Below are 23529 nucleotides of genomic sequence, written 5' to 3' on the forward strand. Positions count from 1 at the left end.
ACGCCGGACCTTGCACCAATCGCCGGCTCGCTGAGGCATGAACGCCATAGGGTACTACTTCCCATCATGGCTGTGTCGGTATTTTATCGGTTATTGCTTCCTAGAATATCGGGAAAACCGGCAAGAGTCAAGCGGCTGCTGCCAGCGCAATTTTACAATATTTTAACCCATATATTAACATATTGAAAACAAACCATCCTTACACTGGTTATATCACGCATATGGGGAGTGGATGAGAAGTGAGGAAGGTTAGCCGAAAAACGCTTTCTATCTTTGTCGCGTCGCAGCTGGCGCTGGGAACGCTGCTTGGGGGAAGCGCCGTTATGGCGGAAGAGACCGCATCAACGGAACAAATGCAAGCTACATATGTGCTTAACAAAATCGGTTCATATGAAGTGGGAACACATAGCGAAGATGGCGGTGTCGCCGAAATTGTGAAATATAATAAGGATAACGGCAAGTTCTACCTGGTGAACGGCTCGAGCAATCCGCCAAGTCTGGATATCGTATCGCTGGGCAACGGCGAGGGCGAGCTGAAGAAGGAGAAGACCGTGCTGGTGAAGGAGCTTGCTGAGACGAACGGCTTTGTGTTCGGCGACCTAACCAGCGTGGCGATCAGCATAGGAACGGACTTGGTATATGTGTCGGTGCAGGAGGCGGACGCGGCCAAGCCCGGTAAGATTCTCGCCCTTAGCTATGACGGCAAGCTCGTGAAGGAATATGCGGCGGGCATTCAGCCGGACATGATTGCGGTGACGGCGGACGGGCGTTATGTTCTGACGGCGGATGAGGCGGAGCACCGTACAGGTGTGCCAGGGGCTGACCCCAAGGGCAGCGTCACCATCGTGGATACGATGAGCGGCAAGTCGAAACAGGCTTACTTCGATAAGCCGGAGGTTATCGCGGACGATGTACACATTCGCGGCGCCGTAGACGCGGACGGTATGATTGCGGGTCCTGGCACCAAAGGGGACGCGCTGTACGATCTGGAGCCGGAATATATCACCATTGCCGAGGACGGCAAGCTGGCGTATGTGACGCTGCAGGAGAATAACGCAATCGCGACGGTTGATATCGCGAAGGGCGAGGTGCTGTCTGTCGACGGGCTTGGCCTGAAGGACTACAACGATCCCGCGAACGAGCTGGATGTTCGCAAGGACGGCAAAATCATGTTCGAGAACGTACCGTTCTACGGCGTGTATATGCCGGATGGCATCACCTCGTACACCGTCGGCGGCAAAACCTATCTGGTGACGGCCAATGAAGGCGACGCAACCGAATGGCCGAACCGCGTGAACGGCAGCAATGTCGAGGATATGAAGGGCAAGCTGGACTCTGCCTCGGCAGCGTACAAGTTCCTGCAGGACAAGACGGATTATGACGGCGTTGAGGTCATGACGGACCGCGGGAACGACGGTCTCTATATGTACGGCGGACGCTCCTTCTCGATCTACGAGGCGGACACCATGAAGCAGGTATATGACAGCGGCAGCGATTTCGAGCGTATTACGGCTGTCTCGGTGCCGGAGTATTTCAATACGAGCAATACCAAAGCGAAGCTGGACGACCGCAGCGAGAAGAAAGGCCCTGAACCGGAGGATGTGAAGCTTGGCGTCATCGGCGATCGGACGTACGCGTTTATCGGTCTGGAGCGGATCGGCGGCATTATGATGTACGATGTGACAAATCCGATGGAGCCGGCATTCGTCAGCTACGTGAATACGCGTGAATTCGTGGACGCTGAAGGAGAAGTGAACCTCGATACCGACACAGGGCCTGAGGGTCTGGAGTTTATCTCCGCTGAAGACAGCCCGACTGGCAATCCTCTCCTGCTTGTCGCATTCGAGGTAGGCGGCAAGGTTGGCGTGTTCGAGGTTGCGGAGGAGACGCTCCTGCCGGAGGTGTCGTTCACGGATATTGACGACAGCTATGCCAAGGAAGCCATTGAAACGCTGGCCACCTTCGGCTATATGAACGGGGTAGGCGATGAGAAGTTCGCTCCCAAGGCGGGAATGACACGCGCCGACTTCACGCTTCTGATTGCCCGTCTGCTGGAGGCGGATCTGAGCGCGGGACTGCAAGCCTCCAGCTTCACGGATATTGAGGCGGACGCGTATTATGCGGCAGCCGTAGAGTGGGCGGCAGAGAGCGGCATCGTCAACGGAATGAGCGACGGCTCGTTCCATCCCAAGGACGGCGTAACGCGTGAGCAGATGGCGACCATACTGGTGCGTATGGCGGCGTTTATGGAGATCGAGCTGCCAAGCGTGAAGGAGCCGATTACCTTCTCCGATGAAGCGTCGATTAGCGCCTACGCCAAGGAAGCGGTAGCACTGGCACAAAGCTCCGGCATTATATCGGGCAAGCAAAGCGCGGAGGGTGTCATGTTCGCTCCGCAGGAGATGGCGACACGCGAGCAAGCGGCCATGATGCTGTACAATATGATGGGTGCGATATTCGTAAGCGCTGCTGAATAATGAAGAAGGTACAGCCTCTCTGATGGATTAGGGGAGGCTGTACTTTTTTGTATGAACATTACATTTGGCAGCATTACGCCCGGCTTCACAAAATCGCATGCTTTTTCGCCAATAATTGCTGATGCAATGGCTGGTATTGTGTGCTACGATACGATGGTCATTATAGAGAGAGTCTGAGTAACGGAGTGAAGGTGATAGGATGGAAGGACATGCTGAAGGAGCATCATTGGGGAAACATAACGGTAAGGATTTGAAGCTGTTCTACCTAACGTGGCCTATCTTTCTTGAGGTGGCGCTGTTCATGATGATGGGCATCGCCGATACGTTTATGCTGAGCGCCATTTCGGACAATGCAGTGTCTGGCGTCGGCGCGTCGAACCAGTACCTGCATATCGCGATTCTGCTGCTGGAGGTTATCGGCAATGGGGCGTCGATTGTGGTGGCGCAGTATATTGGGTCGAGGAAGTTTTTTGAAGCGGCCAAAATATCCGCCCTGGCTGTCACGCTGAATCTGCTTGTCGGCCTGGTCATGAGCGCAGGCTTCGTGCTGTTCAACAGCTACCTGCTGCGTTCATTGAACCTGAGCGGTGAAGTGTATGAGTTCGCGCAAAGCTATCTCGCTATCGTGGGCGGCGCCATCTTCCTGCAGGCAATCATTAATTCGCTGGCCGCTATTATTCGGGTGCACGGGTTCACGAAGGAGGCCATGCTTGTTGCGCTGGGGATGAACGTGATCCATATTATCGGCAACTATGCGCTTATCTTCGGCAACTTCGGCATGCCGGCGCTTGGCGTCGAGGGTGCCGCGATCTCCACAATCGCAAGCCGGCTTATCGCGGTGGTCGTGTTCTTCTGGCTGCTGTACCGGATTATGGAGATTCGCATTCAGGTGAGCTATTATTTGAATTTGTCCAAGGAATATATCGGAAAAATCTTGAAGATCGGCATTCCGTCAGCACTGGAGCAAGTGATGTACCATTGCTGTCAGATCATCTTCCTGTTCTACACCACCTACCTGGGCGAGGCCGCCCTGGCGGCGAAGCAATACGCATCGAATATCTCGATGTTCATCTACCTGTTTGCGTTTGCCGTCGGCATCGGAACGTCCATTATGGTCGGTCGATTCGTCGGAGCGGGCCGTACGGACGACGCCTACAAGCGCGTCTGGATGAGCGTTCGTTCGGCAAGCGCGGTGTCGCTTGTGATGATCGGTGTTGTCGTAGCGTTCCGGGAGCAGCTTGTGGGCATCTTCACGGACGATGCGGAAGTGCTGCGGATTGGAGCGCAGGTGCTGCTCTACAGCATCATTCTGGAGACAGGGCGGACGATCAACATCATTATCGTCAACTCGCTTCGCGCCTCCGGCGATGCCAAATATCCGCTGTGGATCGGCATGTTCACGATGGTTGGCATGAGCCTGTCGCTGGGCTACTTCTTCGTATTCCATTTGAATATGGGACTCGTCGGCATCTGGCTGGCGATCGCGGCGGACGAATGGATTCGCGCCATTATCTTCTACTTCCGCTGGCGCAGCCGCGCCTGGGAGAAGCATTCCCTTGTGCGTCCGGACACCGCCCCGCCGGATGTTGTACCGGCGCACACGTAGAAGGCAGCAAGGAAGGCTGATGGGCTTGTGTGCCGAGTCACTATAACGATCGTGTGGCTATCGCTCGTCATGTCACCTTATATGGAGCTATAGCCACACCGCGTGTCGTTATCAGACTAATTAGCTGCTCCAAAGTCACTGTAACGATCTCTCGTGTGGCTATTGCTCGTCGTGGCGCCTTATATGGAGCTATAGCCACACCGCGTGTCGTTATCAGACTGATTAGCTACTCCAAAGTCACAATAACGATCTCTCGTGTGGCTATTGCTCGTCGTGGCGCCTCACGCTTATTTTTTATCATAGACACCGAGAATACCCCTGCCTCTAAGCCACCTTACTCACGAAGTGAGAGCGTAGCCAGGGGATGAATCGGGAATTTTGTTTGTGGATAAATGCGAACATTTGTGCCATAATTGGAATGAGTTACATTCATCTCTTTTGCAGCGAGGTGACGAATCAGACGATGCTCCAGCATAAAGCCTTCAAATTTCGGATCTATCCTAGTCATGTACAAATCATGCAATTGCGCAAAACATTGGGTTGCTGCCGTTTTGTGTTCAACCACCTCCTAGCAAAATGGAGGCATACCTATCAGGTTACAGGCAAAGGTTTGTCTTATAACGCCTGTGCATCTCAGCTTCCTGACATGAAGCGCGAGTGGTCTTGGTTGAAAGAAGTGGACAGCATTGCCTTACAGTCGGCTGTGCGAAACTTGGCTGACGGATATCAGCGCCACTTCAACAAGCAAAATGAACGACCTCGCTTCAAGAGTCGCAAGCATCCCGTACAAAGCTATACGACGCGATATACGAACGGGAACATTGCTGTGAAGGAAAACCGTCTGCAACTTCCCAAGCTAGGCTGGGTACCCTATGCCAAGTCAAGAGAGATCGAAGGCCGGATCCTATCCGCTACCGTACGACTAGCCCCAAGCGGCAAATGGTTTGTATCGTTGGTATGCGAGGTCGACATCCAGCCTCTTCCTTTAACTGACCGCATACTCGGTATTGACGTGGGTATCAAGTATCTTGCCGTGCCTTCGGAAGGTCCTGCAATGGATAATCCAAGATATACGTTGCGATATGAACGGCTGCTCACGAAATGGCAGCGCATCCTTGCAAGAAGGAAACAAGGCGGAAGTAACTGGTCTAAAGCGAAAAGAAAAGTCGCCCTCATCCATGAAAGGATTCGAAATAGCCGATTAGACGCGATGCATAAGCAGACTACGAAATGGATCCGTGAAAACCAAACGATCTGTCTCGAGGACTTACGTATTGCAAACATGATGAAACAACGACACCTCGCCAAACACATAGCAGATGCATCCTGGGGCGAAATGAGCCGTCAACTGCATTACAAAGCCAAGTGGTATGGGCGAACGATCAAGGAAACACCGGTATTTGCGCCAACGAGCCAAACCTGTCACGTCTGTGGGTACAAGCAAGCAGAAGTGAGGGATTTGAGCGTGCGGGGATGGACATGTGTATCTTGCCAAACGCCACATGACCGAGATTGGAATGCGGCACAAAACATAAAGGCCATGGCCCAGTAACGAATAAAATAGGAACTGTGGGAACCACAGGGATCGCTTGGTGTACGATATTTCAAAAAAATATCGCTACGACTTTGCTCCGTGAGGAGCAGCAACCCAAGAATCCTCCACCTCTTAGGTGGCGGGAGTGTTCAACACGAAACTATACGTTTGCTGCCCCGCAAGAGGGCGCAGCTGCCCTTAACGTTTGTTTGCCATGTGGTGCTACTTGTTCCGTCCTACCGTGTACCGAGAGCTGGGCGTGAATGGGAAGCTGACAGAGCTCAATGAGAGTTGACATTGGTTAAGAGGTCTGTTATCTTTAATTTAAGATAATTGACCTCAAGAGATATCAGCATGGAGGTGAGAGCCAATGAGTGAGCCTAATCACGCAAGCAGCACCAACGCCGCAGACGGGGCAAAAGACGCAGCAACCGATACTACAACAGACGCAGCAACAGGCACAACAACCGACGCAATAGCAGACCCCACAACAGACACCACATCAGGGGCAGCAACAGACACAACAACCGACACAACAACAGACACAACAACAGACACAACAACAGACACAACAACAGACACAACAACAGACACAACAGGCGCAGCAACTGACACAACAACAAACGTCACAACAGGCGCAGCGGCAAGTGCCAGAAATGAAGCGCTCGATCTATACATCGCTTTGTCTAGAGCTAGCCAATGGGTGAATGCCCATGCGGATCGCGATATTCGTGTAAAGGGCCTTAACCGTACTGAGTTCGGCGTACTGGAGCTGCTCTACCATAGAGGACCGCAGCCGCTGCAGCAGATTGGCGGGAAGGTGCTTATGAGCAGCGGCAACATCACGTATGTGGTCGACAAGCTTGAGAAGAAAAGCCTGGTGAAGCGACGCACCTCGAAGGAGGACCGTCGATTGATCTATGCCGAGGTGACGGAGGAAGGCTGTCGATTCATAGAAGAGATCTTCCCGGCGCACACTACCGTTATCGAGCAAGCGACAGGGGGATTAACCGCCGAGGAGAAGCGGGTTGCCAGCGAGCTGCTGAAGAAGCTTGGCAAGTTCGCGCAGCAGGCCTATAAGTAGCGGCATTTAGCCGTGACTATGACTAGGCAGGCAGCCAAGCAAGCGGTGGGTTGTCGACGATTCACCATCCGAAGTCCTTCCGAAGAGTTGAATCCTGCAAATCTGCAGGATTTCACCCTCGTGAGGGTTACGTGCAGGCCAGTTGCTGCAAATCTGCAGGATTTAGTCTCATCACGCATCGCAATCCCGCAGATTGGCAGGAAATCATGTACAATCGCAGCAATTTCACCATTTGAGCAGCTAAGCCGGACAAATTGATGCACATTTGCAGCAATGAGAAGGCCAAGAAGACACAGGGCTTATATCTTAATTTTAAGAAGCTTAATATTACAAATTCACAAGGGAGAGATAGATGATGACCACTCAACAACAAACAGCAGGTATTCACCATATAACAGCATTTGTGCGTCACCCCCAGGCTACATCGGATTTCTATGCAGGCATACTGGGACTTCGACTGGTGAAAAAAACGATTAACTTCGACGCGCCTGAGGTATACCATCTGTACTTCGGCGATCAAGCGGGAAGCCCAGGCACGATTATTACGTTCTTCCCATGGGAGGACTCGCGTAGAGGACGCATCGGCGGCGGACAGGTGGGCATAACCACCTATGTTGTGCCTGCAGGAGCGTACGATTTCTGGAAAAGGCGCTTGGCGGCATTCGGTGTGGAAGCTCAAGAGACGGAGCGCTTCGGTGAGCGTTATCTGCAATTCGCGGACCCTGACGGTCTTCGCATTGAGATTGTGGAGCGGGAGGAGGGACCCAGTAGCCAATGGGCCTTCGGGGCGGTAACGGTCGACAAAGCGATCAAAGGCTTCGGCGGCGCCGTGCTCTTCAGCACCAAGCCCGACTCCACGGGCCGCCTGCTTGAGAATGTGATGGGTCTTGCAAAAGTCGGCGAAGACGTTGGATTTGTCCGCTATCGCTCCTTCGGCGACGTCGGCAATATCATTGACGTGAACGCAACCGCGATGCCTGCCGGACACGGTGGACATGGCACGGTGCATCATATCGCATGGCGCGCCCAGGACGACGCGGAGCATGCGATGTGGAGAGAGCATGTATCGCAGCACGGCTACCAGCCAACGCCAATTGTAGACCGGCAATATTTCAACGCGCTATACTTCAGGGAAGAGGGCGGCATTCTGTTCGAGATTGCAACAGATCCACCAGGCTTCACACGCGATGAGGAGCTGGACCATCTGGGCGAAGAGCTGAAGCTGCCGGAGTGGTATGAGAAGCATCGCGGCGAAATCGAGAGATTGCTGACGCCGTTTGAAATTCGAGTGTTGGAGGGTGAGTGGAAATGACGACAGCAGCAATGCAGCATTTGTTCATTCAAGGGCAAGACGACACCGCGCCGGTACTGCTGCTCCTCCACGGAACGGGCGGAACGGAGAGGGATCTCCTCCCGCTCGCGGAGCTGCTATCGCCGGCATCGTCGGTGCTTAGCGTTCGGGGCAATGTGAGGGAAAATGGCATGCCTAGATTTTTTCGCAGGCTGGCAGAGGGTGTATTCGATATCGAGGATCTGATCCTCCGGACGCAGGAGCTCGGCGACTTCCTGGACAGCGCAGCCGAGGAATACAGCTTCGACCGGCGGAATATTGTAGCCGTGGGCTATTCCAATGGCGCCAATATTGCAGCCAGCCTGTTGTTCCGAGCTCAGGGGGCGTTGAAGGGAGCTGTGCTTCATCATCCTATGGTGCCGCAGAGAGGTCTTGAGCTGCCTGATATGACGGGATTGCCAGTCTTCATTGGAGCAGGAGAGAACGACCCTATCTGCCCGCCAAGCGAGACGCGTGAGCTGGAGCAGCTTCTGGGCGGAGCAGGAGCGGCGGTGACGACGCATTGGGAGCGGTTCGGCCATCAACTGACGAGCACAGAAGCGCAGACTGCCGCAGCTTGGTTCAAGCATCAATTCGGGAAGGAGTGAGGAAGCATGCCCAGCATCGATTCCGACAGCCAAAGCGCTCAGGACAATTATAAGCTGCTTATTGGCAGCATCCTGCCTCGGCCGATTGCCTTCGTGACGACCTTGTCGGAGGACGGAGTGCTGAACGCCGCTCCATTCAGCTTTTTCAATATCGTATCGGCCGATCCCCCCATGGTGTCCATATCCGTGCAGCGCAAGAACGGTGAGCAGAAGGATACCGCCCGCCATGCGGGCAAGCGTAGGGAGTTCGTTGTGCATATCGCCGACGAGACGTATATTGAAGCAATTAATGAGACAGCCGTTCCGGTGCCGTCCCATGTGAGCGAGGTTGAGCTCGCGGGTCTGACGCCTGTGCCAAGCGACAAGATCGCCGTTCCTGGCGTTGCGGAAGCCCGCATTCGATTGGAATGTGTGCTGGAGCAAAGTATTCCGCTAGGCGGCCGTGAGGGAGCGCCGTCCTGCGATTTGCTGCTGGGTCGCGTCGTGCGCTTCCATGTGGACGATACGCTGTATGAGAATGGCCGTATCGATCCAGACGCTCTTCGTCCTATCAGCCGCCTCGCAGGCGATGACTATGCGAAGCTGGGGGAACGCTTCACGCTGGTGCGGCCGGTTTGAGCTATAGCCATAACAAGAAGCAGCACGCGGCGCCACTGGTTGTGGAGCTGAGTGCTGCTTTTTTTCAACGATCAAATAGCCAAATCATATAAGAAACAAGCTCGATTTTTGATAAAACACAGGGGGTCCTTCTGCTACAATGAATAACAAGTATAGCCTATTGTAGAGCGGTATACCAAGAGAGAAGGAAGGGCTGGCGTGATGAAGCGACCGAGGATTGTAGTTGTAGGCAGTCTGAACATGGATATTGTGGTCAAAGCAGCAAGATTCCCTGCCGCGGGTGAGACGATTGCGGGTGAAGAGATTCATTTTGTCCCGGGCGGCAAAGGGGCGAATCAAGCCGTGGCGCTGGGCCGTCTTGGCGCAGAGGTGACGATGGTGGGTGCCGTGGGTGCCGATAGCTTCGGCGGGACGCTGCTAGCGTCATTGAACGCCAGCGGTGTAAGCTGCGAGCATGTGAAGAAGACGGAGAAGGCTCCGACTGGCACTGCCTCTATAACGCTGACGCCTGAGGAGAACAGCATCGTCATCGTTGCTGGAGCAAACGCGGAGCTTCGCGAGGAGGATATGGATCACATAGAAGCGATTATCGCTGGGGCTGACGCGGTGCTGCTGCAGCTGGAAATTCCATTGGGGACGGTGGAGCGGGCGGCAGAGCTGGCTGAGAAGCATGGGAAGCTAGTGATTCTGAATCCGGCTCCGGCGCGTGCGCTGCCCCCTAGCCTGCTTGGCCGCATCCATTACATAACGCCGAATGGTACGGAGCTTGCGGTACTGACGGGAGTCGATTCGGCAGGAGAGGGAGACGACAGCCCCCTGGAGGAAGCGGTGGACGCGCTGCTGGCGCAAGGGCCGTCCTGCGTTGTCACGACGCTGGGCGCGGAGGGCGCCGCTTGGAAGGCGAGAGGGGAGAAGCTTCGGCGCCAGCAAGCCCATCGCATGCAGGTGGTCGACACAACCGGGGCTGGAGACGCCTTTAACGCGGGTCTGGCTTATGGGCTGTGCGAAGGGCGCGAGGTGGGTGAGGCAGTGGCGTTAGCCGCCCAGACAGCGGCGCTCGCCGTCACCAAGTTCGGTGCGCAGGACGGCATGCCGACGATGGCGGAGGTGCTGAATTATTTTGGCCAGAATGCGGTCCCAAGCTCGGAGCACGATGCAGGTTAAATAGCCATGCACGAGTCGGGCGCGCCCCCAGATTACGATCTGAAAGCATGACGCCGCTCCGCCTCCGATATACATAATCTGATGAGCATTTTTGGTCTCGTGTAACGACGATGGCTCGGAGGGTGGAGACGGAATGAGGGTGGAATGTGCCATTATCGGTGGAGGTCCGGCGGGGCTGAATGCGGCGCTTGTGTTGGGCCGGGCGAGAAGAAGGGTCATTGTGTTCGACGACAATCAGCCGCGCAATGCGGTGACGAGGCATACGCATGGCTTTATAACCAGGGACGGCGTCAAGCCGGCAGAGCTGAGAAATCTCGCCTGGCAGGATATTCGGAGGTATCCCTCCGTTCAAGCGTCTACGAAGCAAATGACTGGCGTGATGCCATTGCCAGGAGGCGGCTTCCGTCTGCAGACGGGTGACGGTGCGGTGTACCAGGCGCGCAAGCTGCTGCTGGCTACGGGGCTCCGCGAGACGCTGCCGAACATACCTGGCATCCGGCAGTTTTACGGGCGAAGCCTGTACAATTGCCCGTACTGTGACGGCTACGAGCTGCGGGATCAGCCCCTGGTTGTCATCGCTGAAGGGAGCGGGGCATTCGCTCTGGCGAGGCTTGCCTATCAATGGAGCCGCGACCTGCTGCTATGCACGAATGGAGCGGCAGGCTCCTTGAACCAGGAAGAAATCCGACTGCTCCAGCGTAAAAAGGTTCAAATTTCTTATGAGCGAATTAAGGAGCTCGCAGGCAAGGATGGAGCGCTCCGTTCTGTTCAATTCGAGAACGGCAAATCCATGAAGCGGGCAGGCGGCTTTGTGTCGACCTACTGGAGGCACGCTTCGCCGTTTGGCGACCAGCTCGGCTGCCGTATGAACGAAGCAGGCGGCATGGAGACGGATAGTCTCGGCCGAACGAGCGTATATGGCGTCTACGCCGCGGGCGACGCCTCCGGCATCGCGCCCGCTCAAGCCGTTATCGCAGCAGGAGAGGGGAGCCGCGCTGCGATCGGCATCAACACGGATTTGCTGCGAGAGGATTTTGTATAGGGAAGTATAGGGAATACCAAGAGAAAGCCGAACCATCGTAGGGATGGTCCGGCTTTTTGTCTCGTATTGCTGCAATTGGTTAATCTTGCAAGCCCCAGATCCGGTACAGAATAACAGCGGCTTCCGCTCTTGTCAGAGACTCATGCGGCGCAAGCTTGCCGTTCTTGCCGTTCACGATACCTGACTGCGACAGGCTTGCCGCGCTTGCCACGGCATAAGCGGAAAGGCTGGATACGTCGGCATAGCCCTCCAGTGAGCCGTCGCCCTCCAGCGTCTTGCCGGCTGCTGCAGCCGCGCGGGCTGTAAGCACCATCATGTCCTGACGGGAGAGAGACTGATCTGGCCGGAAGGTGCCATCCTCAAAGCCAGTGGCAATGCCGAGCTTCTGCGCAATGGCCAGCTCTTGGTGATAATACGCGCTCGCTTTGACATCTATGAAGGTTGCGGTATCGGCACCCGCGGACTGCAGCTCCAGCGCTCTGACCAGCAGGGCGATGAAATCGCCTCTCTTCATAGCCGCGGTAGGTGAGAAGGTATGCTCGGCCGTTCCTCTTATGACGTCGCGCGCAGCCATAGCGTCAATGGCTTGGTTCGCCCATGGCACGCCCGCCAAGTCATCGAAGGACGTCACAACGGAGGCAACTGCATAGGTGCTGAAGTGCGTCGTGTGGAAAATAACCGTTCCGCTTGCCGCGTCATATCGGCCGTTCGGAATCGAGCTAATATCGCCGTTGCCGGCGATGTACCAGACGACGATGGCATTCGGCTGAGCGAGCTCCCCTTCAGTCGGTACGTAAGGCACCGAAATGATGACGGGCGCCTCCGGATTGTTCCATTCCAGCTGTTCATTGCCGAGATAGACGTTCAGATCCAGAACGGGACGATCTCCAATCTGCTCGCGCGCAGCAGCGTTCATGCCCTCGGTTGAGGCCTTGGCCACGCGAATGGAGATAGGAGCGTTGGAGGCCTTACCGGACAGCATGTTGCTCGGAATGTTCAACGTCGCATGCTCGGTTTTCATCTGGAGCGTGAAGTGTTGTTCGCCGTTCAAGCTCTGAGCCGGCAGCTCGATTTCATATGCGAGCGCGTTCGCCTGCTTCGGCACCTCGATGGCAATTTGCTTCTTGCCGCCGTCCCTCCGAGCCGCAAGCTCCAGCGCTTTCTTCAGGCTGTCGCTGGAGATTTGGCCAATGACTCGGTTCCCCTCCACCTTCGCGACGGGCTTAATGACGGCGCCGCCGTCTGTTGCCTCCACGCCGGCTGGCGGGCTTGGGACCGTGACGATGGGGTGGGTTGGAGCAACGATTGAGTCTGTTGTAAGCTTCAGAACACCAAAAACAGATGTATCCTGGTAGCCTTGACCGGTCGTGTCATTCCAGCTTGCGGCGCTTTGTCGCGCACCGGCTTTGCCATCATTGATTTGTACGTCGAAGCCAAGTTCCACGTTATGGGCCGGCGTTACAGCCGTCAGCGGAATTTTCAATTCGACCGTATAGTTGCTGCCGATCACTTTGGTTGCCGATTCGAAGCCGTCTGCAATGCTTGGCGGATTGAAAGAGGCTTCGTTATCATAGTTGACCCGATATTGTCCGTCGTCAGCTTGATAGGAGGTTGACTTCCCATTGTTTTGGTCCAGGAATACCTCCACGGAGTCCTGCTCCCATGCATTGGCGCTGGACTTATCCAGCTCAGCGTTGTTCACCTGGAACAGCACGTACAGATTATTTTCATCCCATAGGGCCTTCGCGCTGCCGCTAGCACCTTGCCAAGCCATCTGGAACTTATTGATTGGCATAGCCGCCGTCTCACTCCAGATGGAGTCGATGGTACCGTCAATAACAGGCGTTCCGTATTTGGCGGAGGACTGGTTGGCTTCAGTAGCCGTGGGCGGATTTTCCGCTATGAATGTATCCGGATCGATAACGCCGTAGTATGCCGGTTTGGCTTGCAGGTCTTTGTCGAACAGCAAAGGATTCTGAGAAGCTCGCCAGCTCGTCGCGTCATTCAAGCCCCAGAATGTTACGCGAGCGATATCATCCTTGTACTCTCGGTACAAATTCATTAGCTGTGCGTATAGGTAGCCTTGCTGCTTAGCCTGTTTCTCCGTAAGCACGGAATCGGTGCCAGCTGTGATGTCGATTTCCGTAATGCTGACTTCCACACCCAGATCAATGAACCGCTTCAAGGACTCTTCCACGTTATCTGGCTTTGTGTTCAGATTGTAGTGCGCCTGCATGCCGATGCCGTCAATGAGCAGCTCGCCATTGTTCTCGGCAGCATATTTTTCATTGATTTCCTTCACCATATTGGCGATAGCCGTCGACTTGTTTTTATTGTCGTCATTGTAGTCATTGTAGTACAGCTTGATGTCCCAGCTATTCTCTTTAATAACTTCCTTGGCTATTCGGAACGATTGCTCGACGTAATCCTCGCCGAGAGCGGCCTTCCAGGGAGAGTTGCGCAGGGACGCTTTCCAATTGGCAGGATTAGGAGGGTTGTCATTCATCGCTTCGTTAACAACGTCCCATGAGATTACATCATCGCCGAAATGCTCCACAACCGTCGTGATGTGCTCGGTCAGGTTCGCCAGCGCTTCAGCCTCATCGAGAGGATTGCCTGCCGCGTCGGAGCTGAGCCATGTCGGCATCTGTTGATGCCAGACTAGCACGTGGCCATGCAGCAGAAGTCCCTGCTCCTTGATCTTGGCCACGAGAGCATCCTCTGCGGTGAAATCGAACTCTCTGGCTCCATTGTAAGCATAGTCCGGCTTCATCGCATTTTCGGCCGTGACGACGTTGTGATGCTTCTTGAGGAGCTCCAGACGAAGGCCTTCAAATTCCGCATCGCCAACGGCCGTGCCGATTAGGAAGTCATCCTGGTATACGTCCTTGATTGGCGTTATGTTTTGAATCGGCTTCGGAGCCGCAACGGCGCCGAGATGGGTAATCGTGAAGTCATCCATGTAGAAGGTCACGGGAGAGCCGGCCGGATTACCTGGGTTCTGAGCTGTTTCCACATAGGCTTTCAATACCGATGGCGTAGTCGCCACCGTGTAGTCGCCCGACAGCTCCACCCACTGGCTGTCCGTCGCCGAGACGTTCGCCGACACGTTGGTGAAGGTGCTGTCTCCGCTCTGTACGCTAATACGCAGAGAAGTGGCTGTTTGACCGGAAGCCATTCTTACCCAGGCAGACAGATGATAGCGATGGCCCTTATGCATCTTGCTCATGACATCCAGAATTGGACCGTTATATTGAGTAGAGACGGTTACTTCCAAGCTGCTTGATCCACCGGTAGTATGATTTGCTGCGGTTGTTGCGGCGATTTGGCCGTTGCCTTCAGTACTGCGAATCGCCCAGGCTCCAATGCCGTTCTCAAAATCAGCGTTGATGCCCGTCTGATCGAGATTTCCTTCATCAGGCGTAGCTCCCGGCGTCACGTCCTTGATCAGCACCTCGTCAATGTAGATGTCCGCTGTGGACTGGGATGCTTCAACGGATTCCACCCAGATGACAAATTCCGTTGTACCGGCAGGAACCTCATAATTTTTCACTTCAAAGGTTGTCCACACATCAGATGTAACCGCTTGGTCCTCAATAAGCCAAGGATAGATGGTTTGGAGCATCGGCGAGTTGACCTTGGAGGCGATATGGAGCGTATCGCTGCTGCTTGAGCCGTCATTGTTAGCGCCCAATCGAACCTTCAAGGATACATCATAGGTCTTGCCCGATTGCATGATAGACGTCAGGTTGAGGCTCGGACTGTGGCTTCTAGCCGCTCGCCCCGAGAATTGCAGGGACTTGGAGCCCTCAGATGCAACAGTGGTTGAAACCGCTACGTTCCCGGTTCCACCCCATACGGGTCCCCAGCCGCCGGTTGAGTCATCTTCAAAGCTCTGGGATAGAACAGTTGTAGATGGTGCTGGCGTCACGTCCTTGATCAGCACTTCGTCAATGTAGATGTCCGCTGTGGACTGGGATGCTTCAACGGATTCCACCCAGATGACAAATTCCGTTGTACCGGCAGGAACCTCATAATTTTTCACTTCAAAGGTTGTCCACACACCAGATGTAACCGCTTGGTCCCCAATGAGCCAAGGATAGATGTTTTGGAGCATCGGCGAGTTGACCTTGGAGGCGATGTGGAGCGTATCGCTGCTGCTTGAGCCGTCATTGTTAGCGCCCAATCGAACCTTCAAGGATACATCATAGGTTTTGCCCGATTGCATGATAGATGTCAGGTTGAGGCTCGGACTGTGGCTTCTGGCCGTTCGTCCCGAGAATTGCAGGGACTTGGCGCCGTCAGACGCAACAGTGGTTGAAATCGCCACGTTCCCGGTGCCACCCCATACGGGTCCCCAACCGCCGGTTGAGTCATCTTCAAAGCTCTGGGATAGAACAACAGTTCCAGCAGACTGATTCGCACCAGCAGCCGGAGCGAGCCAGCCGGATGGCAGGAGCAAAGCGAATGCGAGCAGAAGCGAGAGGATCGGCTTAAGCTTCCGATTCATGTGAATACATTCCCCCTATACGTGATAGTAAAGCGCTTTCGATAAATGAAAGCACTTACAATCGTAAACCATGGGAATGTGCTGGACTACCCAACAGAGCTTAGATGTTCCTATAAAAACTATACTTGTTTTTTGTCGAAAGCCCTCCGCCTGCCTCAGCCATGTAGTCCCGTTCGCGAATACAGTGTATGATAAGACCTGACAACCATAGGGATAGGTTAGGAGTGACGCTGAGGTGGAGCGCTACATCGATCAATATATACGCAACGATCAAGAACGTGAACGCATGAGGATAGCGGAGGAGCTTGCGGGGCGATTTGCTCAAAGGGCTGAACGGCATGACCGGGAGGGCTCCTTCCCATTCCAGAATTTTGCCGAATTGAAGGATGCGGGCCTGTTGAAGGTGACAGTGCCTAAGGCGTATGGCGGAGACGGCATTACCTTGTATGAGCTTGTTCAGCTTCAGGAGAGGCTCGGATACGGCGATGGAGCTACCGCGCTTGCGGTCGGCTGGCATCTGGGACAGGTGTTCCATTTCCGCGAGACGGGGAAGTGGCAGAGTGAATTGTTCGCTGAGCTATGCGAAGCCATTGTGCGGGACGGCGCAATGATTAATACATTCGCAAGCGAAGCGGCGACTGGAAGTCCGAGCAGGGGAGGCAAGCCGGAGACGGCTGCGATGCGTTCGGAAGGAGGCTGGCGACTGGCGGGACGCAAAACGTTCAGTACCCTGTCTCCCATTCTGGACCGGTTTGTGGTGACGGCATATGTCCCCGATGAAGGCGTAACGGCTGAATTTCTGGTCCGTCGCTCGGAGCAGGTGCGGCTGGTGGAGACATGGGATACGCTGGGAATGCGAGCGACCGGCAGTCATGACGTAGTCTTGGAGGATGCCTTTGTTCCGGAGCAAGATCGAATTAAAGGCGAGGGCTTGGACGACGGCGGCGGCTGGCTGCTGCATATCCCTGCGTGCTACATGGGCATCGCTCTGGCGGCGCGGGACTATGCTCTGGCATATGCCCGGACGTACCAGCCCAATTATCTCGACAAGCCGATTGCCAGTCTGCCGGCCGTTCAGCAGACCATTGGCGAGATGGAGGCTGAGCTCCGAATCGCAAGAACGATGCTGTATGCTGCGGCCGACCGCTGGGATCGTGAATCCCAGCATAGACCCATGCTTAGAACGGAGCTGGGGCTGGCCAAATATACGGTGACCAATCATACCTTGGGAATCGTAGACAAAGCGATGCGGATTGTTGGAGGCGCGAGCCTGTCCCGAAGCTGTCCCCTGGAGAGGTACTACCGGGATGTCCGGGCAGGACTCCATAACCCGCCGATGGACAGCTCCGTCATGATGAATCTCGCGAAATCTGCTTTGGAGGATGTGACGCGGGAAGGCTTCCGGCAAGCTTAGGGCTTGAATAAATTTGCCGGATGTCTGCGAGGCGTTCTTTTATCCCCCACGATAAAATATTCATGATTGCCCAGATGGGACATGGCCTCTTCGTCGGGCTTCCAGACCCACTCGTCTATCTCGGTTTGGCAGCGGTGTGCGCGGAATGCGGCCAGCTTCGTTCGCTTGTACGCATTCATGTCCACTCGGACGATATCCTCGCGGGTGTAGCCGAAGCGTTCCGGCTGCGCCATCGCGCTTCCGAACGATATAAAGTACAGCCCGCCCGTTAAGCCGCTTCGCAGGTATGCGGCGGTCGTCGCTTTGCCGATTGCGTTATGGTCGGGGTGGCCCCCCAGCTTCTCGTGGAAGGTCAGTACAACCTCGGGCTGAAGCTCCTGAAGCAGTGCTTGGATACGCTGCTCGAGGAGAGCGGCGTCGTGAAATTCGACCGTTTTGTCCCGAATGTCGAAAAATTGAAGCCGCGCAATGCCCAGTATATCGCAAGCTTGCTTCAGCTCCTGCTCCCGCACCTCCGGCATCGACTCCCGATTCACATAGGGCGGGTTGCCCATCCGTCTGCCCATCTCTCCCCGCGTCGCGCTCACTAGGGTGATGTCCACGCCTTCGTTAGCGTATTTGGCCAGCGTGCCCCCACAAATAAACGTCTCGTCGTCTGGATGTGCGAATACCGCAAGAAGCTTCTTCTGTTTGTTGTCGCTGAAGGGTCTCATTCGGGGAAAGGCTCCTTTCCAAGCTGCAGGGCTGCATGCATACGCCCTCGGTCATCGAAGCCTGCCAGGAGCAGGCGGCCTTTGGCATCCCACTCGTAATGGGTGAGCGCTTCCGCTCGCAGCCAGCCCAGACCGTCGAAGCGGAGCGCCGCGCGATATGGACCTTCGCCAGCCAAGAAGGCATGCGTAATATGGATAGTGAAGTTCCGAACGAACATAAAAGAAGTAGCTTCGCTATGTATATAAGCTTCTGAGCCGACGAAAGCTTGCAAAGCCTGCTCAGTGTCAACTCGATCTATTGGAATCATGACAGGTGTCCTCCTCCATCAAGTGGTCCTTGCTTGATCATCTTATCATAGAGCAGCGGACTGTTACAGGCGGCAAGTGACACATGCGGTGCGGTGGCGAGCGATAACGACACGAAACTAAATTAAATATTTCACACGAATAAAACACTTTGAAATAAAATTTCAATAGGTTACAATGAAAGGGTAGAAGTTCTATCGTTTTACTTGTATTTTTTGTCTAATACGTATACTATTTAGTTGCGAAAATATGAAACGGGCGGGGAGCGGACATGGCGATTAACGATAATGTGCTGATCAAAATTCGGGAGCGCAAGGACAGTCTGACGCCTGTCGAGCGGCTGGTTGCGGAATACATTCTTTCTAATAAGGAAGAAATTCCGCATCTCTCTATCAAAAGCCTGGCACAGGCAAGCAAGACGAGCGACGCTTCGGTGCTGCGATTCTGCAAGACGATGGGGTATGGCGGTTATCGCAGCTTTATTGTCAGCATCTCGGCCTCTCTTGGCTCCATGGACGAGGAATCCGGCGATCAATATACGGACATTCAGCCGGGGGATGAGCTGACGACGATCATATCGAATATTGGACGGAACAATATGCGGTCGATTGAGGATACGCTCAGCGTGCTTGACCGGTCGGCGGTCGCGCGCGCTGTGGAGGCGCTGCGGACGAGCAAGCGGATTATGTTTTTTGGCATTGGCGCTTCGGGACTCGTCGCGCAGGATGCGGAGCAGAAGTTTACGCGTATCAACAAAATTTGTCATGCCTTTGTTGATGGACACAGCCAGCTGACGGCGGCGACGGTGCTGTCCAAGGAGGATGTGGCCATCTTCGTATCGAACTCGGGAGACACGCTGGAAATTCTCGATGCGCTGGACATGGCGAAGAAGAACGGAGCGCATGTCATTGCGATTACGAAGTACAGCAAAAGCGAGCTGTCGGAGAGAGCGGACACGCTGCTCAGCATTTCTACGCCGGAAATTTCAATCCGCAGCGGCGCGATGGGCTCTCGTATCGCGATGCTGACGATTATCGACATGCTGTTCGCTGGAGTAGCGAGCGCGGACTATGGGCAGGTCAAAAAATATTTGACCAAAAGCCACAGCATCATCGCGAACAAGAGAAGAAAATAACGCGCGTAACGGCAACGCGTCCAAGCAGGCATCCGCAGCCCCTTAGGGGAGCGCGGATGCCTGTTTGCTTTGATCAGGAGCAGCAACACGTTAGGCAACAAGGGGTGTGAACACATGCTGGAGCTCGAAGTGAGGCGCTTTGAACGAAATAACGTCTAAATGGAGGAACGTTGCTCGAGAGGTACGTCTGGTTTTGAACGAAATATCGTTCAAATGGCCATTCAAGTAGCTGGATGTGCCCGGATTTGAACGAAAGCCCTCACCGTGTATACGCTTTCACCGGGAGCCCGCGCCCAGCCTGGCTTCCCGGCGTTCGACACCTTCTGTGCAAAGTACACAAATACTGATACAAAATGCCAAATATATATTTCATACTAAAAATTTATTTCAAAATGTATTGACGGAACTGAAATAAACTGTTTAATATAGAGCTAAGCAAGACGCCATATTAACAGTAACGCAACAAGAGATGACACGATCAGATGGGCGCACACGAATGCAAGCGCAGCACGCGTATCAGAGCTTGAACCCATGCCACGATCACGTAAGGGGAATCACTATGAATGACTACTTAGCTCGTTTAACGACGGAGGGGATTAATGCCGGATCGGCCATGATCGACGAACTGACGACGGAGCAGATGCTCATGCTCATTAATCAGGAAGACGCGACGGTCCCGGCGGCGGTAGCGGCAGAGCTGCCTGCAATAGCAGAAGCTGTGGAAGCGCTTCACCGGTCGCTGTCAGGCGGCGGCAGAATGTATTACATCGGCGCCGGCACGTCAGGCAGGCTGGGTGTATTGGATGCTTCGGAATGTCCTCCGACCTTCGGCACAGACCCGCTGCTCATTCAAGGGCATATTGCAGGCGGAGATGTGGCGCTGCGGGTCGCGGTCGAGGGCTGCGAGGACGATGGAGACGAAGGCAGAGCGCTGATGGACCGCATTGGCATTACAAGCAAGGATGCGGTGGTCGGCATATCGGCCAGCGGCAGCGCGGCTTACGTTATTGAAGGGTTGCGCAGAGCCAGAGAGCTTGGCGCGGTAACGATCTGCGTCGTGAACAACAAGGACACGAAGCTGGAGGAAGTAAGCGACATTACCATCGCGCCGGTCGTTGGACCGGAAGTGATTGCAGGCTCGACGAGACTGAAGGCGGGCACAGCTCAGAAGCTGGTGCTGAACATGCTGTCGACAGGCACGATGGTGAAGCTGGGCAAGACGTACAACAATCTCATGGTAGACATGAAGGCGAGCAACAAGAAGCTGTACGACCGCGCCCTGCGCATGATTAAGTCAACCACGCAGGTGGAGCATCACGTTGCGGAGGATGCCCTGCAGCGAGCTGCACTGGATTGCAAGCTCGCGATCATGATGGTCAAGTCGGGCCTGGAGGCTGAAGCGGCGGCAAAGCTGCTGCAGGAATGCGGCGGGAGTTTGAAGAGGGCTATTCGCGTTTGCACCAAAGTCATGTAAGGTTGCTTGGTGGGATGTGGGTATATAGAATTTATAATTAAGGGAGGATCTTGGTTATGAAAAGAAAAACAAAATTCGCTTCAACTGTTTTGGCACTCATGTTATCCGTAGGCGCATTATCCGCTTGTTCCTCGAACGGCGGGAACAATGGCAATGCAGATCCAAGCAACGCTCCTGGCACCAATCCTACTGCATCCAGCGAAGCGCCTGCGGCGAAGGACACCATTACGGCCCTGCTGCCGCCTGTATCGCCGAAGTACCAAGAGAATTTCGAGCAGATGGCCGCCGACTTCAACAAGTTGTATCCCAATCTGACGCTCAAGATTGAGCCGGCCAGCTGGGAGGACATGACGCAGAAGCTGGACACGCAAGTGAACGCGGGCAGCCCGCCGGATCTGGCCTTTACGAACTCCGAGAGCATTGCGAAGTACGCTGATCTCGGCATGATGATGGATATCTCGCCTTATCTGACGCCGGAGATGATAGGGGACTTCGACGAAATCCCCTACGGCTACATGACGAAGGAAGGCAAGCAATACGGACTTCCGGCTTACCTGGCTGTGCACTCCATCGGCGGCAACAAGCAGTTCCTGGAGGAAGCGGGCATCGATTACAAAAAAGTGCAGCAAAGCGGCTGGACCTACGACGAGTTCCGCGAGGCCATTAAGAAGGGCGTCGTGAAGGAAGGCGACGCGACCAAGCGTTACGGCTTCGTATTCGCGACGGCGGGCGTAGCCTCCAAGGACTACCTGGGCATCCTGGTGAAGGGCGCGGGAATGCCGTATCCGTTCACAGAAGATAATAAATATGCGTATACCGACGAAAAATATCTCACGGTTCTGAAGGCCATTCGCGAATTGATCGACGATGGCTCCATGCCGAAGGAGCTGGGCTCCATCGACGCCGGCAAGCGCTGGAACATGTTCCTGACGGGCCAGACGATGATTACGGGCAAGGGTCTTGCCGTATTCGAGAATTCGGCCAACACGAACAACAAGAAGCTCGAAGCGAATGACGGCAGCGCCGTAGCGGACAGCATCAAAGCGGAATACATCGTTCTGCCGATGCCGTCGTTCGCAGGCCAGCCAGCTGTATCCCATGCGGTAGTCGACGGCTATGTCGCATTCCGCGGCAAGAAGGAGCCAACGGAGGAGCATGCGGCGAACGTGGCCAAAGCGGCTTATTTCCTGGCCAGCGGCCAAGTGGCGGCGACGACGAACACGGACCTGTTCCTGTCCCACATCACGGACAGCGCTCGCAAGGCGGCTGAAGGCGTGGACACAGGCCGCAATTCTGACAACATCGCAGCTGACGAAGCGCTTCTGAAGCAAGCGCCGCCTGCCCGCGATATTCCGACAGAGCTGGCTGCCGACGCGATTAAGCTGGAGAACGAAGTCATTATACCGAAGCTTCAGGCGCTTCTTGCCGGAGAGATTACGCCGGAGGAAATGTTCGAGGCGGTGAAGAAGGCCGCGGTTGAGAAGTTCGGCGCAGACGGGGTTGTATAGCGTATAGCATCTAATTTACGCTCGGATAGCCGCCCCTTGGAGTAAGGGGGGCTATCCGAGCTCTATTTTACGAAGGAAGCGGCAGTGAAAGGAGTCCTGCACGATGGCTCAAGGGACAACCAAGATTAGAAATCGACTGAACCGGGGAGACAGCGCTTGGGCATATGCCTTCATCGCGGTTGCCTTGATCGGATACGCGCTGTTCACGGCTTATCCCGTCATTAGCGCTTTTATCATCAGCTTTCAGGAATACAAGCCGCTAGGCTCCGAATATATCGGCTTTGACAATTACGCGGAAACCTTCACAAGCGAGCTGTTCGGCAAAGCCGTCTGGAACACAATCGTGTACACCGTGCTCACTGTGCCGGTAGCGCTGGTCCTGTCCTTTGCGGTCGCCATCATGATTATGCCGCTCAAGAAATGGGCGCAGACGACCTTCAAGGCGATCTACTATCTGCCTGCGGTCGCGTCCGGCGTAGCCTTGTCCGTCGTATGGCTCTGGATCTACGATCCTCTGCCGGGCGGCGTGCTGAACCAGATTCTTGCCCTGTTCGGCATCGACAATCAGAACTGGCTGGGCTCCAGCTCCACCTCCATGTTCTCGCTTGTATTCATGTCCTGGCTGTCCAGCCACGGCACGAGCATCATTATCTACGTGGCGGCGCTGCTGGGCATCGACGAGAGCTATTACGAGGCGGCGGACATTGACGGGGCATCCTTCTGGCAGAAAATGTGGCACATCGTCCTTCCCTGCTTGAAGCCGACGACGCTGTTCCTGCTTGTGACGGGTGTAATCGGGTCGTTCCAGGTGTTCCAGAACGCTTACCTGATGACGGGCGGCGGACCGGACCATTCCACGACGATGGTGGGCTTGCTTATTTTCGACACCGCGTTCAAATATTTCGAATTCGGCAAAGCGGCGGCGCAATCGCTGGTCCTTGCCCTGATGATCGGCATTATCGCGTTGATCCAGTTCAAGTTCCTGGGCAAAGACGTGGAATATTAG

General features: G+C 54.9%; 18 protein-coding genes. 15 read left to right on the forward strand and 3 right to left on the reverse strand.

What is annotated here, in order from left to right:
- The first annotated feature begins 239 nt into the window (after window positions 1–239).
- From AB1S56_RS02610 to AB1S56_RS02655, 10 genes are all read left to right on the forward strand, one after another.
- Entirely contained in the window at window positions 240–2477 is a 2238-nt protein-coding gene (locus AB1S56_RS02610; RefSeq protein WP_340870119.1) for a choice-of-anchor I family protein, read from the forward strand.
- Between the two features lie 51 nt (window positions 2478–2528).
- The gene (locus AB1S56_RS02615; protein ID WP_367903420.1) at window positions 2529–2654 is read left to right on the forward strand and encodes a hypothetical protein; all 126 of its coding nucleotides are present in this window, start codon (window positions 2529–2531) and stop codon (window positions 2652–2654) included.
- Between the two features lie 49 nt (window positions 2655–2703).
- Window positions 2704–4083, forward strand: a complete 1380-nt coding sequence (locus AB1S56_RS02620; RefSeq protein ID WP_340870118.1) for an MATE family efflux transporter — start codon at window positions 2704–2706, stop codon at window positions 4081–4083.
- Window positions 4084–4546: 463 nt separating this feature from the next.
- Window positions 4547–5635 (forward strand): IS200/IS605 family element RNA-guided endonuclease TnpB, encoded by a 1089-nt coding sequence (tnpB, locus tag AB1S56_RS02625; RefSeq protein ID WP_367903421.1) that lies wholly within the window; start codon window positions 4547–4549, stop codon window positions 5633–5635.
- 658 nt (window positions 5636–6293) lie between these two features.
- Window positions 6294–6701 (forward strand): MarR family transcriptional regulator, encoded by a 408-nt coding sequence (locus tag AB1S56_RS02630; protein WP_340873389.1) that lies wholly within the window; start codon window positions 6294–6296, stop codon window positions 6699–6701.
- 352 nt (window positions 6702–7053) lie between these two features.
- Window positions 7054–8013: a VOC family protein gene (locus AB1S56_RS02635; protein ID WP_340873386.1), complete on the forward strand. Its 960-nt coding sequence runs from the start codon at window positions 7054–7056 to the stop codon at window positions 8011–8013.
- 11 nt (window positions 8014–8024) lie between these two features.
- Entirely contained in the window at window positions 8025–8639 is a 615-nt protein-coding gene (locus AB1S56_RS02640) for an alpha/beta hydrolase (protein WP_340873388.1), read from the forward strand.
- A 6-nt stretch (window positions 8640–8645) separates the two neighbouring features.
- Window positions 8646–9257, forward strand: a complete 612-nt coding sequence (locus AB1S56_RS02645; RefSeq protein ID WP_340873384.1) for a flavin reductase family protein — start codon at window positions 8646–8648, stop codon at window positions 9255–9257.
- 201 nt (window positions 9258–9458) lie between these two features.
- Complete coding sequence (gene rbsK / locus AB1S56_RS02650) at window positions 9459–10421, forward strand: ribokinase (RefSeq protein WP_340873387.1); 963 nt, start codon at window positions 9459–9461, stop codon at window positions 10419–10421.
- A gap of 133 nt (window positions 10422–10554) precedes the next feature.
- Window positions 10555–11463, forward strand: a complete 909-nt coding sequence (locus tag AB1S56_RS02655; RefSeq protein ID WP_340873381.1) for an NAD(P)/FAD-dependent oxidoreductase — start codon at window positions 10555–10557, stop codon at window positions 11461–11463.
- A 79-nt stretch (window positions 11464–11542) separates the two neighbouring features.
- On the opposite strand, the gene AB1S56_RS02660 is transcribed toward AB1S56_RS02655, so the two are convergent.
- On the reverse strand, window positions 11543–15973 hold the full coding sequence (locus AB1S56_RS02660; protein ID WP_340873379.1) for an endo-1,4-beta-xylanase: 4431 nt from the start codon (window positions 15971–15973) through the stop codon (window positions 11543–11545).
- 235 nt (window positions 15974–16208) lie between these two features.
- Between AB1S56_RS02660 and AB1S56_RS02665 the strand changes: the two genes are divergently transcribed.
- Window positions 16209–17387 carry an acyl-CoA dehydrogenase family protein gene (locus tag AB1S56_RS02665; protein ID WP_340873377.1) on the forward strand — a complete coding sequence of 393 codons (1179 nt, stop codon included), beginning with the start codon at window positions 16209–16211 and terminating at the stop codon, window positions 17385–17387.
- On the opposite strand, the gene AB1S56_RS02670 is transcribed toward AB1S56_RS02665, so the two are convergent.
- Both AB1S56_RS02670 and AB1S56_RS02675 read right to left on the reverse strand, forming a co-directional pair.
- Complete coding sequence (locus tag AB1S56_RS02670; RefSeq protein WP_340873375.1) at window positions 17384–18100, reverse strand: PIG-L family deacetylase; 717 nt, start codon at window positions 18098–18100, stop codon at window positions 17384–17386. The two genes, AB1S56_RS02665 and AB1S56_RS02670, sit on opposite strands and share 4 nt — an antisense overlap.
- On the reverse strand, window positions 18097–18408 hold the full coding sequence (locus AB1S56_RS02675; RefSeq protein WP_340873374.1) for a DUF1806 family protein: 312 nt from the start codon (window positions 18406–18408) through the stop codon (window positions 18097–18099). Before AB1S56_RS02675 ends, AB1S56_RS02670 begins: the two co-directional genes overlap by 4 nt.
- A 269-nt stretch (window positions 18409–18677) precedes the next feature.
- Between AB1S56_RS02675 and AB1S56_RS02680 the strand changes: the two genes are divergently transcribed.
- The 4 genes from AB1S56_RS02680 (at window position 18678) to AB1S56_RS02695 (ending at window position 23529) form a co-directional block, all read left to right on the forward strand.
- A complete protein-coding gene (locus AB1S56_RS02680) occupies window positions 18678–19541 on the forward strand; it encodes a MurR/RpiR family transcriptional regulator (protein WP_340873373.1) in 864 nt (287 codons plus the stop codon).
- A gap of 559 nt (window positions 19542–20100) precedes the next feature.
- Entirely contained in the window at window positions 20101–21015 is a 915-nt protein-coding gene (murQ, locus tag AB1S56_RS02685) for an N-acetylmuramic acid 6-phosphate etherase (protein ID WP_340873372.1), read from the forward strand.
- A 56-nt stretch (window positions 21016–21071) separates the two neighbouring features.
- Window positions 21072–22523 carry an extracellular solute-binding protein gene (locus AB1S56_RS02690; protein ID WP_340873371.1) on the forward strand — a complete coding sequence of 484 codons (1452 nt, stop codon included), beginning with the start codon at window positions 21072–21074 and terminating at the stop codon, window positions 22521–22523.
- Between the two features lie 103 nt (window positions 22524–22626).
- Window positions 22627–23529, forward strand: coding sequence for a sugar ABC transporter permease (locus tag AB1S56_RS02695; protein ID WP_340873370.1), 903 nt, complete (start codon window positions 22627–22629; stop codon window positions 23527–23529).

The sequence above is a fragment of the Paenibacillus sp. PL2-23 genome (assembly GCF_040834005.1).
Lineage (GTDB): Bacteria > Bacillota > Bacilli > Paenibacillales > Paenibacillaceae > Pristimantibacillus.